Here is a 23776-nt window from a genome sequence, read left to right as displayed (position 1 = left end):
TAATTGGAGGTATATAGAGATGGAAAATATAGATAAAGTCAAGAAATTCATCAAAAGATTTACTGGAGATAACATATATTCCGATACCGAAGATATCTTTGCGAAGGGTCTGGTTAATTCCTTATTTCTTGCTCAGTTAGCGGTATTTATAGAAATGGAGTTTGATATAGAACTTCAAAAAGCTGATTTGGAAATAAGCAATATCTGCTGTGTGGATGCCATAGTTTCATTGATTGAGTCTAAAAACGCTATTTAAAGGTGCGCTAAAGCGCACAGAGGGGAGAGGAGTATACATGAAAAATTTTGCTGCTTTGTTTCCTGGTCAGGGAAGCCAGTTTGTCGGGATGTATCAATTGCTTTACGAGGAAAGTTCTATTGTACGGGATACCATAGCAGAAGCGGAAGCTGTGACGGGAATTCGTTTAAAGGAACTGTGTTTTTGTGGTTCTCCATCGAAACTGGCAAAGACAGAACATGCCCATATTGCTATTAATGCGTTCTCAGTAGCGGTGTTCAGAGAATTTGTAGAAAGCACCGGATTTATTCCAAAGTTTTGTGCTGGTCACAGTTTAGGCGAGTATGCGGCACTGGTATGTGCCGGAGCTATAAAATTCGCGGATGCGTTAAAGCTGGTGCAGCTAAGGAGCAGCCTAAGTAAAGAGATCCAAAAGACGTGTGATGGCGGTATGACAATTATAGATGGTATTGATATTGAGACGATCGCTTATGCATGTCAAAAGCAGCAGGCACAAGGGAAACAAGTATATGTATCCTGCTATAATTCTGCCCTGCAAGGGGCTATCTCAGGTACAAACAAAGACTTGGAGGATACAGAAAGGCTTTTGCTAAGAAGCGGTAAGGGTACTATGGCTCCTCTTATAGGAAGTGCACCTTTTCATAGTCCCCTTATGGAAACCGCAGTAGAACCATTTCGCCAACTGCTTAAGAATATAGAAACCAGTGAGTTCAGGTATCCGGTATTATCAAACTATACCGGCAGACCATATGAAAATAAGGAAGAGTTAGAAAACAATTTGATTAACCACCTGATAAGACCTGTAAAATGGGTAAATATAATGTCCTACTTAGCTTATAGAAATATCAACCTGATAATTGACTTTAGTGCCAATAAGGTGTTTCAAAATATGGTGGCTGGAAATGCACCGATAGAAACACTGTGTTATGGGAGTCGGAGAGAGAGAAGCACAATTCAGGAATTATTCCAAGGTGATTTATACCTGAAACATAAATCCAGTTTTCTATCAAAATGTATTCTTGCAGCAATCTCTACTCCAAATCATAATTTTGACCAGGAGTCATATCAGCTGAATGTTGTTGCGAATTACCGTGAACTAATCCAGTTGGGTGATAAGGTCAACAACAAAGAAACCAAGGAGACGATTGGGGTAAAAAGTAAAGGCTTGGAGCTGTTAATAAAAATATTGGAGGGAAAGAAAGTATCAGACCAGGAGAAAACCCGGTGGATACGGCAAATCGCAGACGAAACGGCGGCTACCTATGAGGAATTTAAGTTCTTTTCAGCATAGCTTCTCACAGAAAATGGGGTATGGTATGTCAATTGTACTATTTAGCCAAGTGGAAAAAAATATAGATTTCAGAGTATTGTTTCGTCTGGTATCCAAAGAACGTAAGGAACGGTTACTAGGTTATAACGATGAAGTGGCACAGCATGTCGGGCTATTAGCTGAGGTTCTTATAAGGTATTGTTTATTTGCTGCAACTAACTATTGCAATGGGGTACCAATCGAAGGTAAAAACCAATATGGAAAACCCCAATATATCAATTATAAGGAGTTCGAGTTTAATATATCCCATTCAGATAACGCGCTGGTCTGTTGTATTTCAGAGAATAGTAAAGCAGTGGGCATAGATATTGAAACCATCACTGAAATAAAAGAACACTTGGATATAGCAAGACATTTTTTTACGATTAAGGAGCAAAATTATTTAAATCAACAAAGTGAGAATTCAAATTCCAGCTTTTTAGAAATATGGACCAGAAAGGAAGCCTATAGCAAGCAAATAGGAAAAGGCTTATTAATGCCTTATAATTCCTTCGAAGTCTATGGGAATGAATCAGTAAGGATGAACACAGTAAGATTGCCCGGATATATAATCTCGGAATGCGCGGAGCCAAAAGAACCAGATACTAAACTATTTATGCTGTCAAAAGAGTTTACCTGGAACCATATTATACCTTGTATGCAAAAAAACTACTAATACCTTATAGGTATTCTTGTGTGGAAGCAACGGTTAAGAGATAGTTGTTTAGACGTACATAATTGTAAGACCGACAAACAGGACACGCTTTTTCATTTATGTCGTATACAATGATTTTAAGAGTTATCTTGTATGGTGCGCTAAAGCGCACAGAGGGGAGTAAGTTGAAAAAACGGAGACAGTTTTTTTCAACCTCCTGATTAGAAGGTGCGCTAAAGCGCACAGAGGGGAGTAAGTTGAAAAAACGGAGACAGTTTTTTCAACCTCCTGATTAGAAGGTGCGCTAAAGCGCACAGAGGGGAAAAAACGGAGACAGTTTTTTCAACCTCCTGATTAAAAGGTGCGCTAAAGCGCACAGAGGGGAGTTATTATGGACTTTGAATTAACAAGTGATCAGATTCAATTAAAACAAGAGATAATTAATTTTGCCAGAGAAAACTTAAATGAGGAAGAAACCTTAGAGGAATTTTCTTATGAAGTGTGGAAAAAAATATCTGAATTTGGCTTATTCGGACTTACGGTTCCAGAAGAGTATGGAGGATTAAATGAGAGCTTCCTAACAGCTGCGGTAGCAATAGAAGCCTTGGGCTACGCCTGCAAAAATAATGGCTTGGTCTTTGTAATTAACAATCATATCTGGGTGGCACTAAACCTTATAAACTTATATGGTACCAAGGAACTGAAAGAAAAATATCTGGCGGACATGGTTTGCGGGAATCGAATCGGAGCGATCTCTCTTACGGAAGCGGATGCCGGTTCTGACGCCATGAATATGTCAAGCAGTGTTTCGGAGGAAAAGGACTATTATGTGCTAAATGGCAGTAAGATGTTCATTTCTAATGGGCCAATCGCAGATCTGTTTATTGTATTTGCAGTAACTGCTGTAAAACCCTTTAAGCAGATTACCGCTTTTGTTGTAGAGAAACAATTTCCAGGAGTAGTCATTGGAAAAAACATTGAAAAAATGGGCTTAAATGCCTGCCCTACAAGTGAAATTACATTTAACAATGTAAAAATACCAAAAGAAAACATACTTGGCAGAAAGAATATGGGTTCCACACTGATGACAAATGCACTGGAATGGGAGCGCTGCTATGAATTCGCACCTCATGTAGGCGCAATGCAGCGGATCATGGAAACCAGTTTAAAATATGCGGAAGATAGAATGCAATTCGGTCAGCCTATCAGTCGATTTCAGGCAGTATCTCATAAAATTTCAGAAATGAAGATAGCAATTGAGCTGTCAAGACTGATGCTTTATAAGATTGCCTGGCTAAAAGATCAGGGTAAAAGTGCATTTTTAGAGGTGTCGATCTTCAAGACCTATGTAAGTGAACAATACATAAAAACCTGTAAAAATGCTCTGCAGATACATGGTGCTTACGGATATACAAAAGAATATGGTATCGAGCGGGAACTTCGTGATGCGATTGCCTGTGATATCTATTCTGGTACCGCAGAAATGCAGAAGAACACAATTTTCACAATGATACCAAGTGTGGATAATTATTAATCAAGGATAAAAGTTATAACGTAAACTAGTATGTCTATTTGAAAGGAGGGTATATATGAATATCGTAGTCTGTGTGAAAGCAATTGCCGCCAATATTGCATATCCAAATCTTGTCACCGGCGAAAGTCATTGCTTAAACCCATATGATATGTTTGCACTTGAAGAAGTAGTTGCACTGAAAAAAAGTTATCCCGATATTTTTATTACCTGCTTATGTATGGGACCACCGGCTGCGCTTGAAACCTTGACCCGCTGTATTGCTATGGGTGCAGATGAAGCGATTCTCCTGAGTGATACAGCCTTTGCAGGTTCTGACACCTTTGCTACTTCGCTGATAATATCGGCAGCCTTTAGAAAGCTTCCAGAAATCGATTTAATTGTCTGTGGCTCCAGGACTTCTGACGGTGAAACCGGACAGATTGTATATCAGTTGGCAGAACGGCTGTCCTTATCCTGTGTGGCAAATGTAAAAAACATTAATTCTATTGTTAACAACATCATAGAATTGGAAAAAGTGAAGGACAATGCAATTATTACCTATCAGGCAGAGCTTCCAATTGTCATTTCCTACAATGATTTTTGTTCAGCCATACCTTCGGTGGGTCTATTAAAGCTAAAAAGTGCCAGGAAGAAAACGATTCCGGTCTGGAAGAAGGAGGACTTAACCCTTAATAAAGCTGACTGTGGACTTATAGGTTCCAAGACAAAGGTATTAAAAACAACTGCAACTATAAAAGAGAAGGATGCGATTGTATTAACTGGTACAGATCGGGAAAATGCAGATAAAATCAATTCTTTAGTAAGAGAGAGGTTAGGGTGATTATATGGGGAATGGTATTTGGGTTTATTTTGACGATACAGATCTTAATAATACCCAAAATACATATGGGATACTTGGAAAAGCACGGGTATTAAGTGAAAGTTTGGATTCGTCTGTTATAGCATTTGGCATTGGAAACTTCAATGAAGAGGAAATCTCAGCCCTTTACAGGTATGGCGCCGATGAGGTATTTCTCAATGGTTTTTCGGTTACTCCAAGTGGCGAGGAATATGCGTTTATTGCTGATCAGGTGGTTAGTCAGTATAAACCGGATTTAATGATTTTTCCCTCCACCGAAATGGGAAAAGAAGTTTCTGCAAGATTATCCATAACCCAGAGAGCTGGTCTTACGGCAGATTGCATTGATATTACCCGTACCCAGACGGGAAACAGCTTTATTTATTCCCGGGCAGCAATCAATTCCAGTATTATAGCTCAAATTGAGTGTGTTAACTCTAATACCGGATTATGTACGGTAAAGGAAAATATATTTAATTCACTAATTTCAATTTATAAAAGTAAATCAGAAGTTAAGTATTATGAGCGGCCCATGACCTGGAAGCCTGCTTGTAAGGGTAAGGTGGAATTGATTTCAAAACGTGAAGCCCAAGGCATTGAAACCATTGATTTTACTACTTCAAAAGTAATTATGGGGGCAGGACGCGGCTTACAAAAACCGGAAGAATTCGAGCTTTTTATTGAAGTAGCAAAAAAATATAATTGTGAATACGGCGGAACCAGAGCATTGGTAGAGAGCGGAGTTTTGAAAAAGAACCGGCAGATTGGCCAATCCGGTATATCGATTTGTCCGGATATCTATGTTGCATTTGGTATTTCAGGTGCAACCCAGCATATTGCAGGAATGAAAGAGTCCAAACTGGTAATTGCGGTTAATATAAAGCCGGATGCACCGATTTTTCGGTATGCCAATTATGCGATTGTCTCTGACGCAGTAAGTATATTACAGCAAATGGCCGGTAATTATTAGATCTTTACGAAGAAAGATTGTTTTTTTGATAACTTTTAACAGTGATGAAAGAAAGGAAAAAAAAATATGAACGTCGGAGTAATTGGTGCAGGTACCATGGGACGTGGGATTGCCCAAACGGTAGCACAATATAATGAGAAGGTAGTTTTAGTTGACATCAGTACAGATATCCTAGAGAGTGCAAAAAAAGAAATACGTAACTCAGTGAGAATGCAGGCCTTCTATAATAAAGCTCTCAAGGGGATTAAACCGGATGAGGTAATAGAACGTATTATTTTTACAACAGATTATGCCTTACTGGCTGAGTGTGATTTTATTATTGAGAATGTACCTGAGAAATTAGAGATTAAGATAGGGGTTTATGAGCAATTAGAAAAGGTCAGTAATCCGAGTGCATATTATGCAGTGAATACCTCTTGTATACCGGTGACAGAAATTGCTGCTTTAACAAACCGTCCGGATAAAGTTATTGGTATGCATTTTATGAATCCGGTTCCCATGATTGAGGCGGTTGAGATTATGAAGGGATTCCATACTTCAAAGGAGACAATAGAAGCGGCACTTAAACTACTTAAGGCGATTAACAAACATGGTATTATTGTCAATGATTATCCGGGATTTGTGTCTAACCGAATAAGCCATCTTATGATGAATGAAGCTGCATTTATTGTGCAAGAAGGTGAAGCCTCCATTGAGAATGTAGATGATATCTTTAAAAAATGCTATGGACATAAGATGGGACCATTAGAAACCGCAGATCTTATCGGCTTAGATACGGTGGTAGACTCTTTGGATGTATTATTTGGTCAATACAAAGATACAAAATTCCGTTGTTGTCCACTGCTGAGGCGAATGGTAGCAGCAGGACACTGCGGCAGAAAATCAGGACAAGGGTTTTATGGCTATAACGGATGAGTAATATGGTAACTATTATTTTAACCAATATTGAATAGAAAAGGAAGGGTGTTTCATTATGTCAGATTTTAATCAAGAAAGCATTAGAGCGAAAGTTAGAAAGTTTATCCAAAAGTACTCAAAAAAAGATGATATTGAGGATAGTCAGAATTTATTTGAAATGAGCTTTGCCAATTCACTTTTTGCCATGCAGTTAATTTTATTCATTGAAAATGAGTTCGAGCTGGCGGTAGCAAGTGAAGATATCGGAATGGATAATTTTGATACAGTGGATAAAATCTGCAGCTTTATCCAAAGTAAAATGCAGGTTGCATAACCTGACTTCTGGTATAGATGCATGGGTCAGTTATAAAATTATATGCAAATAAGAGGTGATACATATGGAAAGGATTGCGGTTATGTTCCCTGGTCAAGGAACCCAATTTGTTGGTATGGGAGAAAAATTCCATGAGCAGTACAAAATTTGCAGACAAACGTATGAAGAAGCAAGCGATGCTTTTGGAAGAGATGTTTCAAAGCTATGTTTTTCAGGCAGAACAGCAGATTTATGGGATTTTACAAATATGCAGGCAGCAGTTGTAACGACCTCCGTTGCAATATATCGGGCATATATGCACGAAATCGGAATTCTTCCCTCCTTTGGGCTGGGACACAGCATGGGGGAATTTTCTGCATTGACCTGTGCCGGTCCGTTAAAACTGTTTGATGCAATTAAACTATTAATGGTCAGAGGCAATTTAGTGAAACGCATTATTAAGAGTAATATCGGAAATATGACAATTGTAGATAATTTTCCAGAATCCAAACTGCTTGAGGCGGTTAAAAAGTATGAAGGCAAAGTCTATATTTCCTGCTATAATTCACAGCACCAACATGCTTTAAGCGGATATGAGGAACCATTACAGGAGTTAGAAGAGGAACTTAGTAATATGGGGGCGGTAGTTTCGCCTCTCATGTCAAGCCCGCCCATGCATTCCCCATTGCTGCAGGAAATCCGAAGTGAGTTTTTGGAATTCATGGATACAATAAAATTATATTCCTTTCATTATCCTGTAATTATGAATACGACGGGTCAAATGTTAAATAAGGAAGCTCTGCTTCCAAGCATTATGTCCGATCAGCTTGTGTCGCCGGTTTTATGGGAGCAAAGTGTGAAGGTCTTGGATAAATTTGGTTCAACAAGAGTGGTTGAGATGAGCCCCAAGCAATTACTTTCAAATTTCCTGCCTGACATTTTACCAAAGAGTAAAGTTAAGAGTGCAGTATATGGGGTAAAAGAAGAACGTGAACAACTGATGAAAGAACTTAATTCAAATAAAATTACTGATAGCCAAAAAGCAAATTTTGCCGGTATCTGTTTAGGTATCTTAGCAGCTACCCCCAATAATGCAAGGACCTATGAATCCTTTGCTGCGGTAAAACAGAATTATGATAAGATCGAAACATTAAAAAAACAGGATTCAGAAAATGTTTCAAAAGCATTTGAGTATTTATTAACTGCACTTAGAGCAAAGCAAGTTGATTCTATTGATAATATAATCAAAAAACTTATGGATACCACCAATACCATGTATGAAATAGCTGGCTTTTAATTCGTTATCATCGTTTGGTTTATAACGGTAAGATCTTCTGATAAAAGGAGTGTGATTTTATGAAAAATAGGAAAATTAAGTTATTAATATGGGATCTTGATAATACAATATGGAATGGTACATTAACCGAAGATAAGGTTACCGAACTCAATGAAAAGGTAAAGGATACCATTCTTGAGATGGATAGACGTGGGATATTAATGTCTATAGCAAGTAAAAACAATTTCGACCAAGCCCTCCAAAAGCTTGAAGAATTCCAGCTTGCAGAATATTTTATCTATCCGGCAATTAATTGGAATTCTAAATCAGTCAATATAAAGGAGATTATCAAATCAGTAAATATCGGTGTTGATACGGTAGCTTTTGTAGATGACCAGGCTTTTGAGAGGGAGGAAGTAAAATCCGAGCTGCCGGAAATTCTGTGTTTGGACTGGAAGGATATTCCTCTGATTCTTGATATGCCGGAATTTATGCCTAATTTTATTACAGAGGATTCCAAACTCAGAAGGCAGATGTACCAAAGTGATATTAAGAGGAATAAGGAAGAGGATCAGTATATTGGTCCCAAAGAAGAATTCCTGGCTTCCCTTAATATGGAGCTTACTTTAAATCCTGCAAAAGTGACGGATTTACAACGTGCAGAAGAGCTGACAGTTCGAACTCATCAGCTGAATTCAACTGGGTATACCTATAGTTATGAGGAGTTAAAGTCTTTTGTGGGCTCAGATAATCACAAACTGCTGATTGGAGGATTAGTTGATAAATACGGCACCTATGGAAAAATTGCCTTAGCCTTATTAACCTGTACAGAGGAAAGATGGACACTGGATCTTTTATTAACCTCATGTCGGGTAATGAGCAGAGGTATTGGTACAATTATACTAAATTTGATAGTTGAACAAGCAATGATGTCAGGGGTTGATCTTTTCGCTGAGTTTGTTCCTACGGATAAAAATAGGATTATGCTGGTAACGTATAAACTTGCCGGCTTTATGGAAGCCGGTAAGAAGGGTGAAGTAATAATTCTTCAATATGATAAAAAAAGAGAAATACCGAGGAGACCAGAGCATATGAAGCTGACAGTTAAAATCTAAGAAATTAGGGTTAAGGTACAAAAGAAGCTTATTATCAAAAGCTCAGATAACAAGAAGGAGGGTATAAGGCATGAAAGAATTCCAGGGGAAAACGGCGGTAATAACAGGTGCCGGTAATGGTATAGGATTGGAACTTGCCAAAGAAGCTGCAAAACGGAAAATGCAGCTTGTCTTAGTCGATATTGAGAAAAACGATATCGAGAGAACACTTCATATAATAGAAGGTCTAGGTGCAAAAGGAATTGCGTTAGCCCTGGATGTTTCCCTGTATGACAATGCAAAGGAAATGATTAAAACTGCCAAGGAAGTATATAGCTCTATTGATTTATTAGTTAATAATGCAGGAATTGCCGTCGGCGGTCTTATCTGGGAAATGCCGGTCTGTGATTATGAGTGGTCCTTTAGCATCAATGCAATGTCACAGGTTTATGCCATGCACGAAGCAATACCCATTATGTTACAGCAAGGCACAGAATGCCATATCGTCAATGTGGCCTCTGTGGCAGGACTAGCTACTACTTTGAATATGTCTGCCTATCATATGTCCAAACATGCCAGTGTAGCGTTAAGCGAAGGAGTGCATTATGACCTTGCAAAATTAAATTCTTCCATAGGAGTTTCGGTTTACTGTCCCGCATATATGAAAACGGATTTGCATCACTATGAACGCCATAGACCAGACCGCTTTAAAGATACTGATAATCCTTATTATAAAAGCGAATCCTATATAAGAACCCTGCAAAGGGCTGAAAAACTTATCACCAATGGATATCCAGTGGATTATGTTGGTCCTGATGTATTTAAAGCAATTGAGGAAAAACAGTTTTATATCATCCCACATCATGAATTTGACCCGATCATGAAAGCAAGGTTTAAAAATATTATGGATAACCAGGTTCCAGATTTCAAGATTTTACCTGGTTCTGCAGCCGTATAAATAAGACGTGAATTTATGCCAGGTAATTTACTCTATGAATTATGGGGCAGCGCCACACAGGAAAGGAGCATAAAAATAGTGAATGGATTTAAAATCCTGGAAGTCAAACAAAGTGTTTTGGCAGACAATAACAATCAGGCAGATGAACTCAGAAATTTATTAAAACAGCGCAGGGTATTCCTGCTTAACTTAATGTCAAGTCCTGGTGCAGGTAAAACGACCCTCTTGTCCCGGACGATAGAGGCACTTAGAGGAAAGTTAAGACTCGGTGTAATGGAAGCAGACATTGATTCAGATGTAGACGCCTGTATTATTGAAAGTTTGGGTGCCAGGGTGATTCAGTTACATACCGGCGGCATGTGTCACCTTGATGCAGCTATGACCAGGCAGGGCCTCTTCGCACTTGGAACCGAGGATATAGATGCCGCAATTCTTGAAAATGTAGGAAACCTTGTCTGTCCGGCGGAATTTGACACCGGTGCTGTTAAAAATGTTATGATTCTCTCAGTGCCGGAGGGCGATGATAAACCGCTAAAATACCCTCTGATGTTCTCAAAGTGTGAGGTAGTACTAATCAATAAAACCGATGTACTTCCTTACTTTGATTTTAACCTGGAAAAATGTATCTCAAATATCTTGTTACGTAATCCTGACACCAAGATTATTCCAATCTGTGCAAAGAGTGGTGAGGGTGTTGACCAATGGACTGATTGGTTAGCAGGTGAGGTAGCCGCGTGGCAGGAACGGTAAGCTGGCTTTCTAAAAATGATAGGGGAGTGAAGATATGGCGGAATTAAGGTCCAAGATTGTAAAACTTGCAAAGATGGTAGGCGGTATTGCAGGCGCTATGAATAAGATTGATGAGAATGCACCGGAATACTATGCACTTAACCGTATTGTCTCCGATGAAATGGCGGATGTAGCTCTGGCAATTGGATTACGCCAGCCCCGGACGTTAGACTATATTGTACATAAATGTGGTAAATCCCGTGAGGAAACACATAGGATACTTATGAAATTGGCAGAAGCAGGTGTTTGTAAGGTATGGATAGATAAAACGGATGGAGAGGACCGTTTCTTTATAAATATTTTTGCCCCAGGTATGCTTGAGATGATGGTTAACAACCGGGAACAGCTCGCCGCTTATCCTGAACTTGGTAAAGCCTTTGAGGAATATACCCGTCTGCGTCTTGCGCCGATAGCACCGCTTTTCCCGGAAGGGTTAGCTATGATGCGTGTGATTCCGGTAGAAAGTGCAATCAAAGACCTTCCCGGCACAAAACCCTGGGAGCGTCTTTCTTATTATCTGGATAAATATGATACCTTCAGTGTGTCGGATTGTTCCTGCCGTCAGTCCCGACGTGTAATAGAGGAAGGCTGTGGTCATCTGGAAAAGGATATCTGTATACAAATGGGCACTGGCGCAGAGTATTATATACGTACTGGCCGTGGACGGCAAGTCAGCCGTGAGGAAGCAGAAAACATACTAAAATTTGCGGAGGACAATGGTCTGATGCACGAAATGCCTCATACAGATGGTCTCGGAGAATCCGCGGCTATATGCAATTGCTGCGGTTGTTCCTGTTTCTCCATGCGCATAGCCACACTTTTTAAAACTCCCGATGCCATCCGCTCCAATTTTACTGCTGAGGTTGAAACGAATAAGTGCACTGCCTGCGGACAATGTGTCCAAAACTGTCCCACCAATGCTTTAAAGCTTGGTCAGCAGCTATGCGCGAAACAACCCTTACCCAGGGAAGGAGAACCTACAGCCAGAGACCATGTCTGGGGCGAAAAAAACTGGGATAAGAATTACCGTGAAAACCGCAAGGATGTTGCCAGAGAGGGAACCGCCCCTTGCAAGAGTGCCTGTCCGGCACACATCGCTGTTCAAGGATATATAAAACTGGCGGCACAAGGCCGTTATCAAGAAGCACTTGCCCTTATAAAAGCGGAAAATCCATTTCCCGCCGTCTGCGGACGCATCTGCCCTCATGAATGTGAAAGCGAATGTACCCGCGGGGAGATTGACGAACCAATTGCGATTGATGAAATTAAAAAATTTATAGCTGACAAAGAACTCGATGAAGCAACCAGGTATATTCCTCCTATGCGTTACCATCTGGGGAATCGAATTGCTATTATCGGGGCAGGTCCGGCAGGGTTATCCTGTGCTTATTACCTTGCCATTGATGGCTATCGGGTAACTGTTTTTGAAAAGCAGAAGGTATTAGGCGGAATGTTAGCCTCTGGCATCCCAGCTTTTCGGCTTGAGAAAGCGGTACTTCATGCTGAGATAGATGTGCTGCGTAAAATGGGTGTTGAATTTAAAACAGGAATAGAAGTAGGTAAAGATATTACTCTTCCTGCACTGCGCAGCCAAGGATACGAGGCTTTTTACCTTGCTATAGGTGCCCAAGGCGGGCGTGTGCTTAATATGGAAGGAGAAGACGCAAGAGGTGTCGTTACCGGTGTGGATTTTCTGCGGAAGGTCAATTTAGATCCGGAGACAGAGGTTGTTGGTAAGGTTATCGTGATTGGCGGCGGTAATGTTGCGATTGATGCAGCCCGCTCAGCAGTACGAAAAGGTGCTGCGTCTGTCTCACTTTATTGTCTTGAGAGCCAGGAGGAGATGCCAGCCCTGGAGGAGGAGATTAGAGAAGCAAAAATGGATGCCGTCGATTTTGCCAATGGCTGGGGACCAAAACGTATCCTGACAGAGAATGGAAAAGCTGTTGGAGTAGAATTCAAACGTTGTAGTTCGGTTTTTGATGAGGAACATCATTTTGCACCCCAATACGACGAAACGGATACGATAACCATGAAAGCAGACACAGTAATTCTATCAATCGGTCAGTCTATACAGTGGGGAAATCTGCTGGAAGGCAGCCTTATAAAGCTTGGACCTGGTAATACTGTATTGGCGGATAACCTGACTTATCAGACCGGAGAGCCGGATATTTTTGTAGGCGGAGATTGCTATACTGGTCCCAAATTCGCCATTCATGCCATAGCTGCCGGCAAAGAAGGCGCTGATTCCATCCATCGTTTCGTACAACCCGGGCAAACACTTACTTTAGGGAGAAACCGACGGGAGTATCATACGTTTGACAAGGAGAATATCGTTCTTCCAGATATGGGCTTTGACAATGCGAAACGCCAGCATCCTATTTATTCCCAGGAGAAAAAGGACAGCTTTGCAGATGCCAGACAGACTTTTACAGAAGAACAGCTGAAAAAAGAAACCGAGCGTTGTTTAGGCTGCGGAGCGGTTTTCGTTGACAGTTATATGTGTATCGGCTGTGGTATGTGTACAACAAAGTGCAGATTTGATGCAATCCACCTTAAGCGCACCTATAATTCAGTCCCTGATACCTACGAAAAGTTACCGGTTAAGATTGCGGCGAATGCGATACAGCGCAGTGGAAAGATAGCCGCAGCGACGGTAAAAGGATGGCTGGGAAAGGACTGATACCATGCATGAACTAGGTATTCTTAGTGCCCTCGTTAATACGATTGAAGGAATTATAAAAAAAGAGGGGCTGACTGAGGTAGAAAAAATTGTGATAGAAGTAGGCGAACTATCCGGTATTGTCCCAAGGTATGTAGAACAGTGCTATCCGGCTGCGGTCTATCATACCTTTATGGAAAAAACAGTTCTTGAACTAATTGTTGTGGAGGGTATTGTAAAATGCCGCGGCTGTGGATTGGTCTTTCATGCTGTGAAACATGATTTTAGTTGTCCTGACTGTACCGGACAGGATTTAGAGATTCTTATGGGTAATGACATAATCGTAAAAGAACTAGTATGCCGTTAAAGGCAGGATCATTTTGAAAGGAGTAGGGTAGCATGTTCGTATTTTATGAGGGTATACCTAAACTATTGGTATTACTGGTGTGTTTTTGCGTTTTTGCAAGTCTTTTTCTGTTAAATGAGCTGGGACGCCGCTTTAAATGGGTTGGTTTTAGTTTCTTTGTAGTATTACCGGTTATATTGACCATTCTATGGCTGACTATCTTTAAGAAAAGTGCTTATATGGATTGGTTCCATCTTGCAAAGGTTTATTCATCAACTGCAGGCTGCATCGGCTTTTGGTGTATCCGTTATGTAAAGGGGCTTTCCAAAAACAAGATTGCCTTGTGTTTTCCTCCATTTATCCTGGCAATTAATATTTTAGAGGCTGTATTGCGGGATTTTGAAGTTGGAAGTTACACCATACCAGTTATTGAGTATGCAAACAATCAGCTTCAGTATTACATAGGCGGAGTATGGAATTACATGAACGGTATTGCCGGTATCCTTAATATCATTACCATTACCGGATGGTTTGGAATCTGTATCCGAAGGGTAACGAAAAAGGATAGGAGCCAGGATATGCTTTGGCCCGATATGCTCTGGTTTTGGATTATTGCCTATGACCTCTGGAACTTTGCCTATACCTACAATTGCCTGCCTGCACATGCCTGGTATTGCGGAGTAGCGCTGCTGCTGGCACCAACCCTTTGCGCTTTCACCCTGGGAAAGGGAGCATGGCTCCAGCACAGAGCCCAGACATTAGCCATATGGTGTATGTTTGCTCAGACGTTTCCTGCTTTTTTAGACGCCAGTCAGTGGAGGGTTCTCTCGGCTGCAAGCCATGGGATTTTAAAAGCCGCTATAAAACAGGGGCTTATATCAGAAAATGGTTACTCCCTTAATATAGAGCCTGGTATTTACAAGGTAACGTCGGCAGCTCCCGATACGACTGCTTTATTTATTGTTAGTTTTCTGGCACTGCTAGCGAACTTAATGGTCTTTATTTATATGGTTATACATATTAGGAAGACAAAACGCAACCCCTATACCGCTGAACTCTATACAGATCTTGCTGCTTATAGCAGGATTAAAGCCTTGCAGAGCCTTGATGATAATTAATAAGGCATTGATTAGGCAATGTAACATAAGCTTAATTCTTCGTCAGAAATATACGAATGATTTTTATGTGATTGAAAAGATTACACAAACTCCTAACTATGTTCCTGAACAATGTACATGTTCAATCTAGGATGATGGCTGAATTTTTCAAGTTTTTTTAGTTTTAACTGGAAGTTTGAGTTTGTTTAATTAGAGTGTAATCTCATACTCAAATAAAAGCTTTCTGTGATAATCCAGTTCCACAAAATCGGAGGGTTTCACATGTGCAGCATAATTCTCAAAGTAATTTAAACCTGCAAGTTTCAGCATTGTGTATACAAACTGGGAACAAAACATAATATTAGGCCGAAATGAAAACTTCAACACTAAACCCAGAAGATTGTAAGCACTGCCCTCCCGATTGATTTTTTGTATTTCGTCTATAATGATCCTTTTTTGACTGCTGGTTGCAGGAAGCTTATATACCAGGACGGCAGAGCCATTATTGTGGGTAAGCCGTTCTAATAATTCTGGATTCAGACCCGGGGGAAGTAATTTTTCCCCGCCGTTATAACTAATGGCGGTATGTAATTTTGAATCGAATGAAATTGAAACATGATTGTATTGTTTATTGGTGAAAAGACCGATTACCTCACTGGGTGCAGTTTTTGTTTTTGTAATAACCAGGTAAAGGTAACCATCATCTAATGTGGAGTAGGCTTTTTTAAAATATTCCTCGGTAAGAGAGCCGTTGTTAACGTAAGAAAATGAACTATGCCTGGGTAGATTTTGAATCATCGTATCCAGGCTTACTTTTGATAATACCTCACCTGCCTTTTTAAATCTTTCTATGTCAGAAATAATTGTATCCCGGTCATGGAGTAATAAGGAATAGGATAAAACAGATTGGCTGCCTTCCTTGGGAACAGCAGGTTTTTCAATACTATGGTAAATAAAACACCGTTCCACCAAAAAGGGGATAAACACAATAAGCAGCCCCAACAGGCGACATAGGTAATAGAGGAACAGGCTTTCCTCAAAGGGACGGATCAGATAGGTGTTAATTAGAATCTGGGCGGTCATGATAAGGGAATATATGACCACCTTTACTGCTTTTTGCCAGATGGTGGAGGAAGAAAACACTGCATAAAAAAGCAGAAAGATAAAGCAGAAAATATATACAAGATTATAGCTGGCATAACCGCCGCCCAAAAACAGGGCAGCGCAAGCCAGAAGAATTATTGCGAATAAAGTAAAGTGTATAGTACGCAGTTTCATTGGGTTACCTCTATACTTCCGTTGTTTGTCTCTACTTTAACAGTTACGGTGGGATTATTACCTACAATACCGCTGGTCGTGTGGCCATTTACAGTTATGTCTTGCTGGAAGTCAGTAGATACAGAGCCATTTTTTGTTGTAGCCTCAAATTTAAATTCCAAAGCTTTAGGCAGAGTAAGCATAATATTGTCGTTCTTGTTAAAAAAGGAAAGGTCACCGTTTACCTCAGTATAAACCACTTCCAGTTTACCGGAATTGTTAGCCTTATAACTGCCAGAGCCGATGGCAGATTTTATGTCTACATCACCTTTTGTAGAGGTGTAGGTAACCTTGCCGTTTAATTCCTTACAGACTACGCTGCCACTGGTGGTATCCAGTTTGATTTGATTCGCCTTAAGACTTCCTAAATCCAAAGTTCCTCTGGTAGAGGATAAATAGATTTCAGAAGCAGCAGCAAGGTCTAGTGTGACAGTACCGGAGGTGTTATCAACCCGCAGCAGGGATAAGTCCAAATTCATGCCGGAAAAATCAATGTTACCGTTAGTGGAAGTAACCGTAAGGCTTTCATGGTAGGATTTTGGCAGATAAACCTCAATATAGCGGGAAAATCCATTCTTAAAAAAAGGTTTGCCGCCTTCGCTTATATGAATACTGTTACTGCGCTGGTCTACTTTAGCATAATAACTGGGTCTGTTTTTTGTCATGTATTCTTTGACTATGAGATTATCGTCATCAGCATTTTCAAAGAAAGTGATGTTTTCTTCATCATAGGAAATAGTCAGGGATGATATTCCATTAAGGGAGAAGCGAAGTTCATTTGCCATCTGGGTAGATTTGGTGTTAGAGCAGCCGGCAAATGCTAATAAACACAAGATAAGAGCTATGCTCAAGGTAATAGGTTTTTTCATAATAAATGCCCCACTTTCAATATATTGTTCAATTATTTTAATTTAGAAATCAAAGGTACAAACCCCTGTTTATCAAATTTTGTAGGCAGATAAAATATTGTCCAGGCAGATTTTCTTTGCCAGGTCCAACGGCAGGTCGGAGGTTTCAAAAGAAGTATATTGTCGATCCATAGCCCACCAGGTTAAAATTTCAATAATCAGGGTAGTGGATAGTTCCAAATGCTCCATTGACCGTACAGTTCCTTTTTGGATGAAACTAGTTAAGTATTTTGACATTGTATCAAGAAATTTCCTGCGGTGAGTTTTATAATGGTCCGCCAGAAATTTAAACTCAAATTGATTTTTTTCAATAAATAAACAACCCACAGCATATCTGGCAAGAAGATCAAAGGCGTCCGAAATTAAGTCTTCAAAGTCATAGCTGTCGGTATCCTTTATAAGGTGTTTTTCAAAATCTGTAATCGTATCTTCAAGCAGAGCTGCAATTTCATTTTCCACACCTATAAATAAATCATCTGTAACAGGTCGTTCAAAAGTCTGGTTATAGAATTCCGAGTCAATTGTACCTTTTAAAACAAAGTGCATAATTTCTTTTTTTCCTGCAAAGTCATGGTATATAGTTCCAACGGAAACATCAATTGCTTTTGCTATATGACTGATTTGTGTTCTTGCATAACCTTGACGCAGAAATAATAATGTTGCAGCCTCAGTAATTGCTTTCATGCGTGTAGTCAAAATAATCCTCCTTTAATAGAATGAATCGTTCGTTCATATATATGATATGTTTATTTCAAATTTTTGTCAATTCATTTTTTGAATTATTTGTAAAAAACAAAGAGTTACCATTGGTCAATCCTAAGATAAGCTTAATTGGAACATTTTTTATTCTGAAAAATGTTTAAGGTAGAATTATTGAGATGATTGGTGATATCATATGGATGTTTATGACAAAATTATGTATTAAAGGAGGTTCCAAAATGTGTACAAGTTTTGCAGTATATAGTAAAGAAAAAGCTATGTATGGTATGAATTTCGATGCGGAAGATATTGATATAAAACTAAAAGTCAATAGTTATAATAATATGAACTTATTTTACTTTTCAGGCTTAGCAGATAATAAATACAGGAATATCGCCGGTTTTAATAGTGAGGGTCTTTTTATCTGTACTCAAGCAGTAGAATATGGTCCAGGTTTTAAATCAAGTTGTGACGAAAATGATTGGTTTGCTTTTGATATTTTTGAGGAGGTGCTAAAGAAAACAAGAAAAGCATCTGAATTTTTTGAAATTCTTAATAATAGAGTAATCTCGTATCCTAGAAATCCACTATTTCCAGATTTAGGACTACATACTATTATCGCTGATAAAACTGGTGATGCATTTATACTGGAAGAAGGGCATGATACAAATATAGTAAGTCCTATTCATAAGGATTTTATTATTATGACTAATTTTCCTAATGGGGATTTTAAGGAAGCAAACTATAATAAAGTATATGGTTTAGGTGCCGATAGATTTATTTGTGCTCATGAATATATTCATAATAATATTCATAGCTTTGGAATAAATGATGCCTTTGAAGTTTTAAGTAAAACTAGTCGGGAGGATACTCTGTGTTCCATCGTATATGAACCATTACAAAATGAAATTTATATTAGTTTTAAAAAAGATTTAAGCAAAAAATGGAAAATCTCTATTACCGAAAAAACAATTCAATCATTGGATGGATTTTTAAGCAATAATAAAATACAATTTACAAATGAAGAAATACTTGTAAAGGATCTTATTCGCTTATATAAGTGAAAACCATTTAAAGAAAGAAGCAATTGAAACATTAGAAACCGCCAGCCTAAATACGAAAAAATAACGTGGCATATTATGGAATGAGTTGTATTACTTGCAATTCATTATGAGTAATTTAATTAAGTACATAGCGACTTTCTTACAAGGATAGAATAATACTTTTGAGAACATGCTAGTGGTGCCAATTTCGATACTAATCGTAAATTAGTCTTTAAGAAAGCCGCTTATTTCCATAAAAAGAAATAAGCGGTTTTACGTTATTTGTTATAATGCTGCCATTCAGGGTACAGCAATTCCAAACATATCTGTTTACAATCATCTGTATATCTGCGATGAACGCATTCTTTAAACCCAAACTTTTTGACGGTTGCCTGTGATGCTTGATTGTTAGGATGCGTAAGGATATAAATACAATCAACGCCAAGCTGTGTAAAGCAAATATTAAGGAGCATTGGCAATGCCTCTGTCATATAACCCTGTTTCCAATGATTTTTCCAAATATCATAGCCAATTTCAACTTGTTTCAGTTCTGCATCCCAGTAATGGTAACCGCATGTTCCGATAAATGTATGATTCAGTTTATCAAACATGCCATAACGAAGATACGTTTTTCCCTCTGGATTCTGATAATGTTTAATTATTTCTTTCGCTTCCTCCATAGTGCAGGGAGGTTCACTAAAGTATCTGCACATATCCGTATCGGAAAATTGCCTGTAAATCACCTCTATATCTTTTAAATCTAACAAACGAAATTTCATTCGTTTCGTTTCAAAGGGTTCTGATAAATTCATATATAGCACCTCATGCCTGAGCTGGAAAGCAAATCAGTCTTAGGTAAATCGGCCAATATTTTATTAATACTTTCTCACCTCAATAATTTTATTAACCATAGAATCACTCCCTTCTTTATTATTTTACCATTTTCATTCTAACATGCAGGGTACCATATGTCAAAAATCAATACATTTTTCATATTTTGTATAATTACATAGAGACTTTCTTATTAGGTTATAATAATTATGAAAACTTTATATAGAAAGGAGATGATGCCCATGACAACCAATAAAAGAATACCCAATAGATTGATAGACGAAAAAAGTCCTTATCTTTTGCAGCATGCATATAATCCAGTTCATTGGTATGCTTGGGGTGAAGAAGCATTCACCAAAGCCAAAAAAGAAGACAAACCTATTTTTCTATCTATTGGGTATAGCTGACGTGGCTGCTTTAAAGAACATGTCACTGGTGCCACGTAATGGCCCATGAATCCTTTGAGGATCAGGAAGTAGCAGATTATTTGAATAATCATTTTGTAGCGATAAAAGTGGACAAGGAAGAACGTCCCGATGTTGACAGTATCTATATGACAGTGTGTCAGAACCTAACCGGAAGCGGTGGCTGGCCGCTTACTATATTTATGTTTCCAGATCAAAAACCTTTTTTTGCTGGTACTTACTACCCGAAAAGATCCAGATATAATATGCCTGGAATCCTAGACTTACTTGAAGCGGTCCACGAAAAATGGGAAACCGAACGGGAAGAATTACTCCGTACCAGTGAGGGGATTACCAGTTCACTGAAAGAGCATAGAAACAGAGAGGTTTCAGAAGGTCAGATTACGGAAGAGCTATTTGTAAACGGGGCACACAGTCTGATCAGTCATTTTGACAGTCAGTATGGAGGATTTGGGAGAGCACCGAAATTTCCTACGCCCCATAATCTGATGTTCTTATTAAGGAGTTATTATTACAAAAGGGAGGACAAGGCTCTTAAGGTTGTGGAGAAAACCCTTAATTCCATGTACAAAGGTGGAATTTTTGACCATATCGGATATGGCTTTTCCAGATATTCAACAGACTCAAAGTGGCTGGTTCCCCATTTTGAAAAAATGCTCTATGATAACGGTCTTCTGGTGCTAACCTACCTGGAAACATACCAGATTACAAAAAAAGAACATTATAAGCAGATCGCGGAAATGACCATGGAATATGTGTTAAGGGAATTAACTTCAAATGAGGGCGGCTTTTATTGTGCTCAGGACGCTGACAGCGAAGGGGTAGAAGGAAAATACTATGTATTTACACCGGAGGAAATTATTGATTTGCTGGGTAAGGACGATGGAATTTACTTCAATGAGTATTATGGCATCACTTCAAAAGGTAACTTCGAAGGGAAAAGTATTCCGAACAGACTTCATGGGGATATTATAAACAGTACAAGTGCTAAATCAAGGGATAAACTATTTGGAAACCCATTATTTTACCAGTTGGGAATTCCGGTTACACCAGAGCAGAATAATAGGACAAATCTTGAAGAGGAGAGAATTGGGGGACTGAGGATAAAAGTCTTAAATTATCGAGCCCACAGAACCTCCCTCCATAAGGATGATAAGATACTAACCTCCTGGAATGGTATTATGATTGGAGCATTTGCAAAAGCTTATAAGATTTTAAGAGATAAACGGTATTTACAGGCGGCTGTTAAGGCAGAAGAGTTTATAGGTGAACATTTAATCAAGGGGGATGATTTATATGTCCTTTACAGGGAAGGTAGCGCTAAGGGTACCGGACATATTGATGATTATGCGTTTTACTGTTTGGCCCTTATTGAACTGTATGAAGCAACTCTGGATATACAATATTTAAGTAAGGCATTCAGGTTTTCTCAGATCCTGATACGAAAGTTTTTTGATAAAGACAGCGGTGGGTTCTATCTGTATGCAGAGGATGCAGAAACTCTTATTCACCGTCCAAAAGAAATTTATGACGATGCCATTCCCTCAGGCAATTCGGTGGCTGCCTATGTGTTGCTAAAGCTTTCTGCGTATACAGCAAAGGCAGAACTTATACAGGCAGCGGATAAGCAGAATGCTTATATAGCCGGCATTATTGAGGATTATCCCAGTGCTTACTGCTTTGCTTTGATGGCGCTTGGGATGGAGGTATATAAAACCAGGGAACTAATCTGCGTACTACCGGATGCCTCTTTTATAGAGGGAGTTCAGGAGTTACTGTCAAGACATTTTCTGCCGGATGTAACAGTACTTGTAAAGACGAAGGAAAATCAGGAACAATTAAAGGAGTTAGCAGTGTTTACCGAAGACTACAAAATAGATGAGAAAACTCCTGCCTACTATCTATGTGAAAATTATGCCTGCAGGGCTCCTGTTAATAATTTAAAAGAATTGGAAAATTTACTAATAAAAACAGTAGTACTTGTTTAAACTAAAAACAGCCGGCAGTGTTAAGTACAGCTCCTTCATCCTAATTGTTGTGAAGAGAAGTTTTTGATGCTACGGCTCTTTTCATTAAATTGTAAAGTGCCGTAGTATAGTTGCATAATTATATATTTGTTAAATAGCTTATTTTAAGAATTGCCAATAAGCTCTAAAATCACTAATATACTAAAAAGTATCGATACTCCAAATCCACAACTGTGGAATTAACCCCCACAGATGTGGATTTGTCTATATCGGAAAGAGGCTGTTGCAAAACTATAGGATATAGAACTTGGGCATAGAATAGGGATTATATTTTGTGAAAATTTTGTTCTAAGTTTGCGCGAATAAGCGGCTGCATTCTCTTTTTTGCAGCTATTCGCGCATACTTTCCACAAAATTTTTACAAAATATAATCCTTAATCTCTCCCAGGTAAGTTATGTTTTGAATTTTGCGACAACCCTTGGTTTTTTTAACTGTAATAATAAAATTAAGCCATAACAAAAACTTTGTGAACGAATAAGTCTAATTTTTGACATAGCAGCCTTCCTTATATATAATAAAAACTATATAAAAAAACAATATAATAAAACCATGGAAGATTCTATTATTATAATTCGACTTTCTAAAAGGTCTCTATCTAACTTCTCTGAATTCCAGTGTATAGATATTTTATTTTGTGTCGACTACCTGGGGTACTGCTTATTTTGGGTCAAAACCTTAAGATGTCTGTGGTTTGAATAAACCCTGTAATCTGGAAGAAGTAAGATGTGGTAAGAAGTAAGGTAAGGAACTATTTAACAAGGAGTAATACTATGAAAATAACAAGGGAATTTTATGAACGGGATGCCGTAACCGTAGCCAGGGATCTATTAGGACTTACCCTGGTACATAAGACAATGGAAGGTATCACAAAGGGTATCATTGTAGAGACAGAAGCCTACATGGGTACAATAGATGCGGCGGCACATTCCTATAAAAGCAATCCTTCCGGCAGAACTAATGTCCAGTATGGGGAAGGGGGACATGCTTATATCTATCTGATTTACGGTATGTATTACTGTATGAATATTGTTACCAATCAGGTGGAGGTACCGGAAGTAGTGCTTTTGCGTGCCCTGGAACCAGTGGAAGGTATTGAATTAATGAAAAAACGCCGGAATACAGAGAAAATTCTTAACCTGTGCAGCGGACCTGGAAAGCTCTGTGCCGCCATGGGAATTGACAAAGAGAATTACGGAATGGACTTATGCCAGAATCAGTTGTATCTTGAACAGGAGGCTGGATATAAGCAAAGTGAAATGATTGCTTCTAAACGGATTAACATAGATTATGCCGGAGAAGCAAAGGATTACTTGTGGAGGTTTACCATAAAAGATAATAAGTATGTATCAGTTAAAGTGAAATAACAGCCTTATCGTGTTAAAAAGCTCGATCGGAAAGCAGTACGGTAGCCATAAACTGGCATTATAAATTTTAAGAATTTTTTATAAAAACTATAGACTAATTTGTTTTTTTATGAGAGAATAAGTGCGTATGCGATGTTAAAATAATAACATACCGCTGTTAGCAGTAT

At 38.8% G+C, this 23776-nt stretch carries 23 protein-coding genes; 19 read left to right on the top strand and 4 right to left on the bottom strand.

Annotation, left to right across the window (positions count from 1 at the left end):
- Positions 1-19: 19 nt before the first annotated feature.
- The 15 genes from QA584_RS20810 (at position 20) to QA584_RS20740 (ending at position 15015) form a co-directional block, all read left to right on the top strand.
- Positions 20-256: an acyl carrier protein gene (locus QA584_RS20810; protein ID WP_278271026.1), complete on the top strand. Its 237-nt coding sequence runs from the start codon at positions 20-22 to the stop codon at positions 254-256.
- Between the two features lie 37 nt (positions 257-293).
- The gene (locus QA584_RS20805; protein ID WP_278271025.1) at positions 294-1547 is read left to right on the top strand and encodes an ACP S-malonyltransferase; all 1254 of its coding nucleotides are present in this window, start codon (positions 294-296) and stop codon (positions 1545-1547) included.
- 25 nt (positions 1548-1572) lie between these two features.
- Positions 1573-2241 carry a 4'-phosphopantetheinyl transferase family protein gene (locus QA584_RS20800; RefSeq protein WP_278271024.1) on the top strand — a complete coding sequence of 223 codons (669 nt, stop codon included), beginning with the start codon at positions 1573-1575 and terminating at the stop codon, positions 2239-2241.
- A gap of 370 nt (positions 2242-2611) precedes the next feature.
- Positions 2612-3754, top strand: a complete 1143-nt coding sequence (locus tag QA584_RS20795; protein ID WP_278271023.1) for an acyl-CoA dehydrogenase family protein — start codon at positions 2612-2614, stop codon at positions 3752-3754.
- A 55-nt stretch (positions 3755-3809) separates the two neighbouring features.
- The gene (locus QA584_RS20790) at positions 3810-4574 is read left to right on the top strand and encodes an electron transfer flavoprotein subunit beta/FixA family protein (RefSeq protein WP_278271022.1); all 765 of its coding nucleotides are present in this window, start codon (positions 3810-3812) and stop codon (positions 4572-4574) included.
- A 4-nt stretch (positions 4575-4578) separates the two neighbouring features.
- The gene (locus QA584_RS20785) at positions 4579-5562 is read left to right on the top strand and encodes an electron transfer flavoprotein subunit alpha/FixB family protein (protein WP_278271021.1); all 984 of its coding nucleotides are present in this window, start codon (positions 4579-4581) and stop codon (positions 5560-5562) included.
- Positions 5563-5628: 66 nt separating this feature from the next.
- Positions 5629-6477 (top strand): 3-hydroxyacyl-CoA dehydrogenase family protein, encoded by an 849-nt coding sequence (locus tag QA584_RS20780; RefSeq protein WP_278271020.1) that lies wholly within the window; start codon positions 5629-5631, stop codon positions 6475-6477.
- 58 nt (positions 6478-6535) lie between these two features.
- Positions 6536-6793: an acyl carrier protein gene (locus QA584_RS20775; RefSeq protein ID WP_278271019.1), complete on the top strand. Its 258-nt coding sequence runs from the start codon at positions 6536-6538 to the stop codon at positions 6791-6793.
- Between the two features lie 64 nt (positions 6794-6857).
- Entirely contained in the window at positions 6858-8069 is a 1212-nt protein-coding gene (locus QA584_RS20770; RefSeq protein ID WP_278271018.1) for an ACP S-malonyltransferase, read from the top strand.
- A gap of 59 nt (positions 8070-8128) precedes the next feature.
- On the top strand, positions 8129-9163 hold the full coding sequence (locus tag QA584_RS20765; protein WP_278271017.1) for an HAD-IIIC family phosphatase: 1035 nt from the start codon (positions 8129-8131) through the stop codon (positions 9161-9163).
- Positions 9164-9233: 70 nt separating this feature from the next.
- Complete coding sequence (locus QA584_RS20760; protein ID WP_278271016.1) at positions 9234-10100, top strand: SDR family NAD(P)-dependent oxidoreductase; 867 nt, start codon at positions 9234-9236, stop codon at positions 10098-10100.
- 78 nt (positions 10101-10178) lie between these two features.
- Entirely contained in the window at positions 10179-10850 is a 672-nt protein-coding gene (hypB, locus tag QA584_RS20755) for a hydrogenase nickel incorporation protein HypB (protein ID WP_278275213.1), read from the top strand.
- A gap of 34 nt (positions 10851-10884) precedes the next feature.
- Positions 10885-13572 carry an FAD-dependent oxidoreductase gene (locus tag QA584_RS20750; RefSeq protein WP_278271015.1) on the top strand — a complete coding sequence of 896 codons (2688 nt, stop codon included), beginning with the start codon at positions 10885-10887 and terminating at the stop codon, positions 13570-13572.
- 4 nt (positions 13573-13576) lie between these two features.
- The gene (locus tag QA584_RS20745) at positions 13577-13918 is read left to right on the top strand and encodes a hydrogenase maturation nickel metallochaperone HypA/HybF (protein ID WP_278271014.1); all 342 of its coding nucleotides are present in this window, start codon (positions 13577-13579) and stop codon (positions 13916-13918) included.
- A gap of 32 nt (positions 13919-13950) precedes the next feature.
- Positions 13951-15015: a DUF5692 family protein gene (locus tag QA584_RS20740; protein ID WP_278271013.1), complete on the top strand. Its 1065-nt coding sequence runs from the start codon at positions 13951-13953 to the stop codon at positions 15013-15015.
- 189 nt (positions 15016-15204) lie between these two features.
- Here QA584_RS20740 and QA584_RS20735 read toward each other — a convergent pair whose 3' ends face one another.
- The 3 genes from QA584_RS20735 to QA584_RS20725 all read right to left on the bottom strand — a co-directional run bounded on the left by QA584_RS20735 (position 15205) and on the right by QA584_RS20725 (position 17915).
- The gene (locus QA584_RS20735) at positions 15205-16272 is read right to left on the bottom strand and encodes a hypothetical protein (RefSeq protein WP_278271012.1); all 1068 of its coding nucleotides are present in this window, start codon (positions 16270-16272) and stop codon (positions 15205-15207) included.
- On the bottom strand, positions 16269-17180 hold the full coding sequence (locus QA584_RS20730) for a DUF4097 family beta strand repeat-containing protein (protein ID WP_278271011.1): 912 nt from the start codon (positions 17178-17180) through the stop codon (positions 16269-16271). The genes QA584_RS20735 and QA584_RS20730 overlap by 4 nt, the downstream gene beginning before the upstream one ends.
- A gap of 72 nt (positions 17181-17252) precedes the next feature.
- Entirely contained in the window at positions 17253-17915 is a 663-nt protein-coding gene (locus QA584_RS20725; protein WP_278271010.1) for a TetR/AcrR family transcriptional regulator, read from the bottom strand.
- A 242-nt stretch (positions 17916-18157) separates the two neighbouring features.
- On the opposite strand from QA584_RS20725, the gene QA584_RS20720 reads away from it, so the two are divergent.
- Positions 18158-18982 (top strand): linear amide C-N hydrolase, encoded by an 825-nt coding sequence (locus tag QA584_RS20720; protein ID WP_278271009.1) that lies wholly within the window; start codon positions 18158-18160, stop codon positions 18980-18982.
- 257 nt (positions 18983-19239) lie between these two features.
- On the opposite strand, the gene QA584_RS20715 is transcribed toward QA584_RS20720, so the two are convergent.
- A complete protein-coding gene (locus tag QA584_RS20715) occupies positions 19240-19773 on the bottom strand; it encodes a GNAT family N-acetyltransferase (protein ID WP_278271008.1) in 534 nt (177 codons plus the stop codon).
- 261 nt (positions 19774-20034) lie between these two features.
- On the opposite strand from QA584_RS20715, the gene QA584_RS28640 reads away from it, so the two are divergent.
- The 3 genes from QA584_RS28640 (at position 20035) to QA584_RS20705 (ending at position 23609) form a co-directional block, all read left to right on the top strand.
- On the top strand, positions 20035-20199 hold the full coding sequence (locus tag QA584_RS28640; RefSeq protein WP_331487694.1) for a DUF255 domain-containing protein: 165 nt from the start codon (positions 20035-20037) through the stop codon (positions 20197-20199).
- A 38-nt stretch (positions 20200-20237) separates the two neighbouring features.
- Positions 20238-22205, top strand: coding sequence for a thioredoxin domain-containing protein (locus QA584_RS20710; protein WP_334306015.1), 1968 nt, complete (start codon positions 20238-20240; stop codon positions 22203-22205).
- A gap of 810 nt (positions 22206-23015) precedes the next feature.
- Complete coding sequence (locus QA584_RS20705) at positions 23016-23609, top strand: DNA-3-methyladenine glycosylase (protein WP_278271007.1); 594 nt, start codon at positions 23016-23018, stop codon at positions 23607-23609.
- Positions 23610-23776 lie beyond the last annotated feature (167 nt).

Source organism: Anaerocolumna sp. AGMB13025 (assembly GCF_029689925.1).
Classification (GTDB): domain Bacteria; phylum Bacillota; class Clostridia; order Lachnospirales; family Lachnospiraceae; genus Anaerocolumna.
The sequence above is the reverse complement of the archived record's forward strand: the minus strand, read 5'-3'. Positions and strand labels throughout refer to the sequence as shown.

Excerpts from the sequence above, each read along its gene's own strand:
- QA584_RS20805 (WP_278271025.1), top strand. The coding sequence starts at position 294 with ATGAAAAATTTTGCTGCTTTGTTTCCTGGTCAGGGAAGCCAGTTTGTC.
- QA584_RS20810 (WP_278271026.1), top strand. The coding sequence starts at position 20 with ATGGAAAATATAGATAAAGTCAAGAAATTCATCAAAAGATTTACTGGA.
- QA584_RS20765 (WP_278271017.1), top strand. The coding sequence starts at position 8,129 with ATGAAAAATAGGAAAATTAAGTTATTAATATGGGATCTTGATAATACA.
- QA584_RS28640 (WP_331487694.1), top strand. The coding sequence starts at position 20,035 with ATGACAACCAATAAAAGAATACCCAATAGATTGATAGACGAAAAAAGT.
- QA584_RS20775 (WP_278271019.1), top strand. The coding sequence starts at position 6,536 with ATGTCAGATTTTAATCAAGAAAGCATTAGAGCGAAAGTTAGAAAGTTT.
- QA584_RS20735 (WP_278271012.1), bottom strand. The coding sequence starts at position 16,272 with ATGAAACTGCGTACTATACACTTTACTTTATTCGCAATAATTCTTCTG.
- QA584_RS20715 (WP_278271008.1), bottom strand. The coding sequence starts at position 19,773 with ATGAATTTATCAGAACCCTTTGAAACGAAACGAATGAAATTTCGTTTG.
- QA584_RS20730 (WP_278271011.1), bottom strand. The coding sequence starts at position 17,180 with ATGAAAAAACCTATTACCTTGAGCATAGCTCTTATCTTGTGTTTATTA.
- QA584_RS20785 (WP_278271021.1), top strand. The coding sequence starts at position 4,579 with ATGGGGAATGGTATTTGGGTTTATTTTGACGATACAGATCTTAATAAT.
- QA584_RS20710 (WP_334306015.1), top strand. The coding sequence starts at position 20,238 with ATGGCCCATGAATCCTTTGAGGATCAGGAAGTAGCAGATTATTTGAAT.
- QA584_RS20720 (WP_278271009.1), top strand. The coding sequence starts at position 18,158 with ATGTGTACAAGTTTTGCAGTATATAGTAAAGAAAAAGCTATGTATGGT.
- QA584_RS20705 (WP_278271007.1), top strand. The coding sequence starts at position 23,016 with ATGAAAATAACAAGGGAATTTTATGAACGGGATGCCGTAACCGTAGCC.
- QA584_RS20740 (WP_278271013.1), top strand. The coding sequence starts at position 13,951 with ATGTTCGTATTTTATGAGGGTATACCTAAACTATTGGTATTACTGGTG.
- QA584_RS20770 (WP_278271018.1), top strand. The coding sequence starts at position 6,858 with ATGGAAAGGATTGCGGTTATGTTCCCTGGTCAAGGAACCCAATTTGTT.
- QA584_RS20795 (WP_278271023.1), top strand. The coding sequence starts at position 2,612 with ATGGACTTTGAATTAACAAGTGATCAGATTCAATTAAAACAAGAGATA.
- QA584_RS20780 (WP_278271020.1), top strand. The coding sequence starts at position 5,629 with ATGAACGTCGGAGTAATTGGTGCAGGTACCATGGGACGTGGGATTGCC.
- QA584_RS20800 (WP_278271024.1), top strand. The coding sequence starts at position 1,573 with ATGTCAATTGTACTATTTAGCCAAGTGGAAAAAAATATAGATTTCAGA.
- QA584_RS20760 (WP_278271016.1), top strand. The coding sequence starts at position 9,234 with ATGAAAGAATTCCAGGGGAAAACGGCGGTAATAACAGGTGCCGGTAAT.
- QA584_RS20790 (WP_278271022.1), top strand. The coding sequence starts at position 3,810 with ATGAATATCGTAGTCTGTGTGAAAGCAATTGCCGCCAATATTGCATAT.
- QA584_RS20745 (WP_278271014.1), top strand. The coding sequence starts at position 13,577 with ATGCATGAACTAGGTATTCTTAGTGCCCTCGTTAATACGATTGAAGGA.
- QA584_RS20750 (WP_278271015.1), top strand. The coding sequence starts at position 10,885 with ATGGCGGAATTAAGGTCCAAGATTGTAAAACTTGCAAAGATGGTAGGC.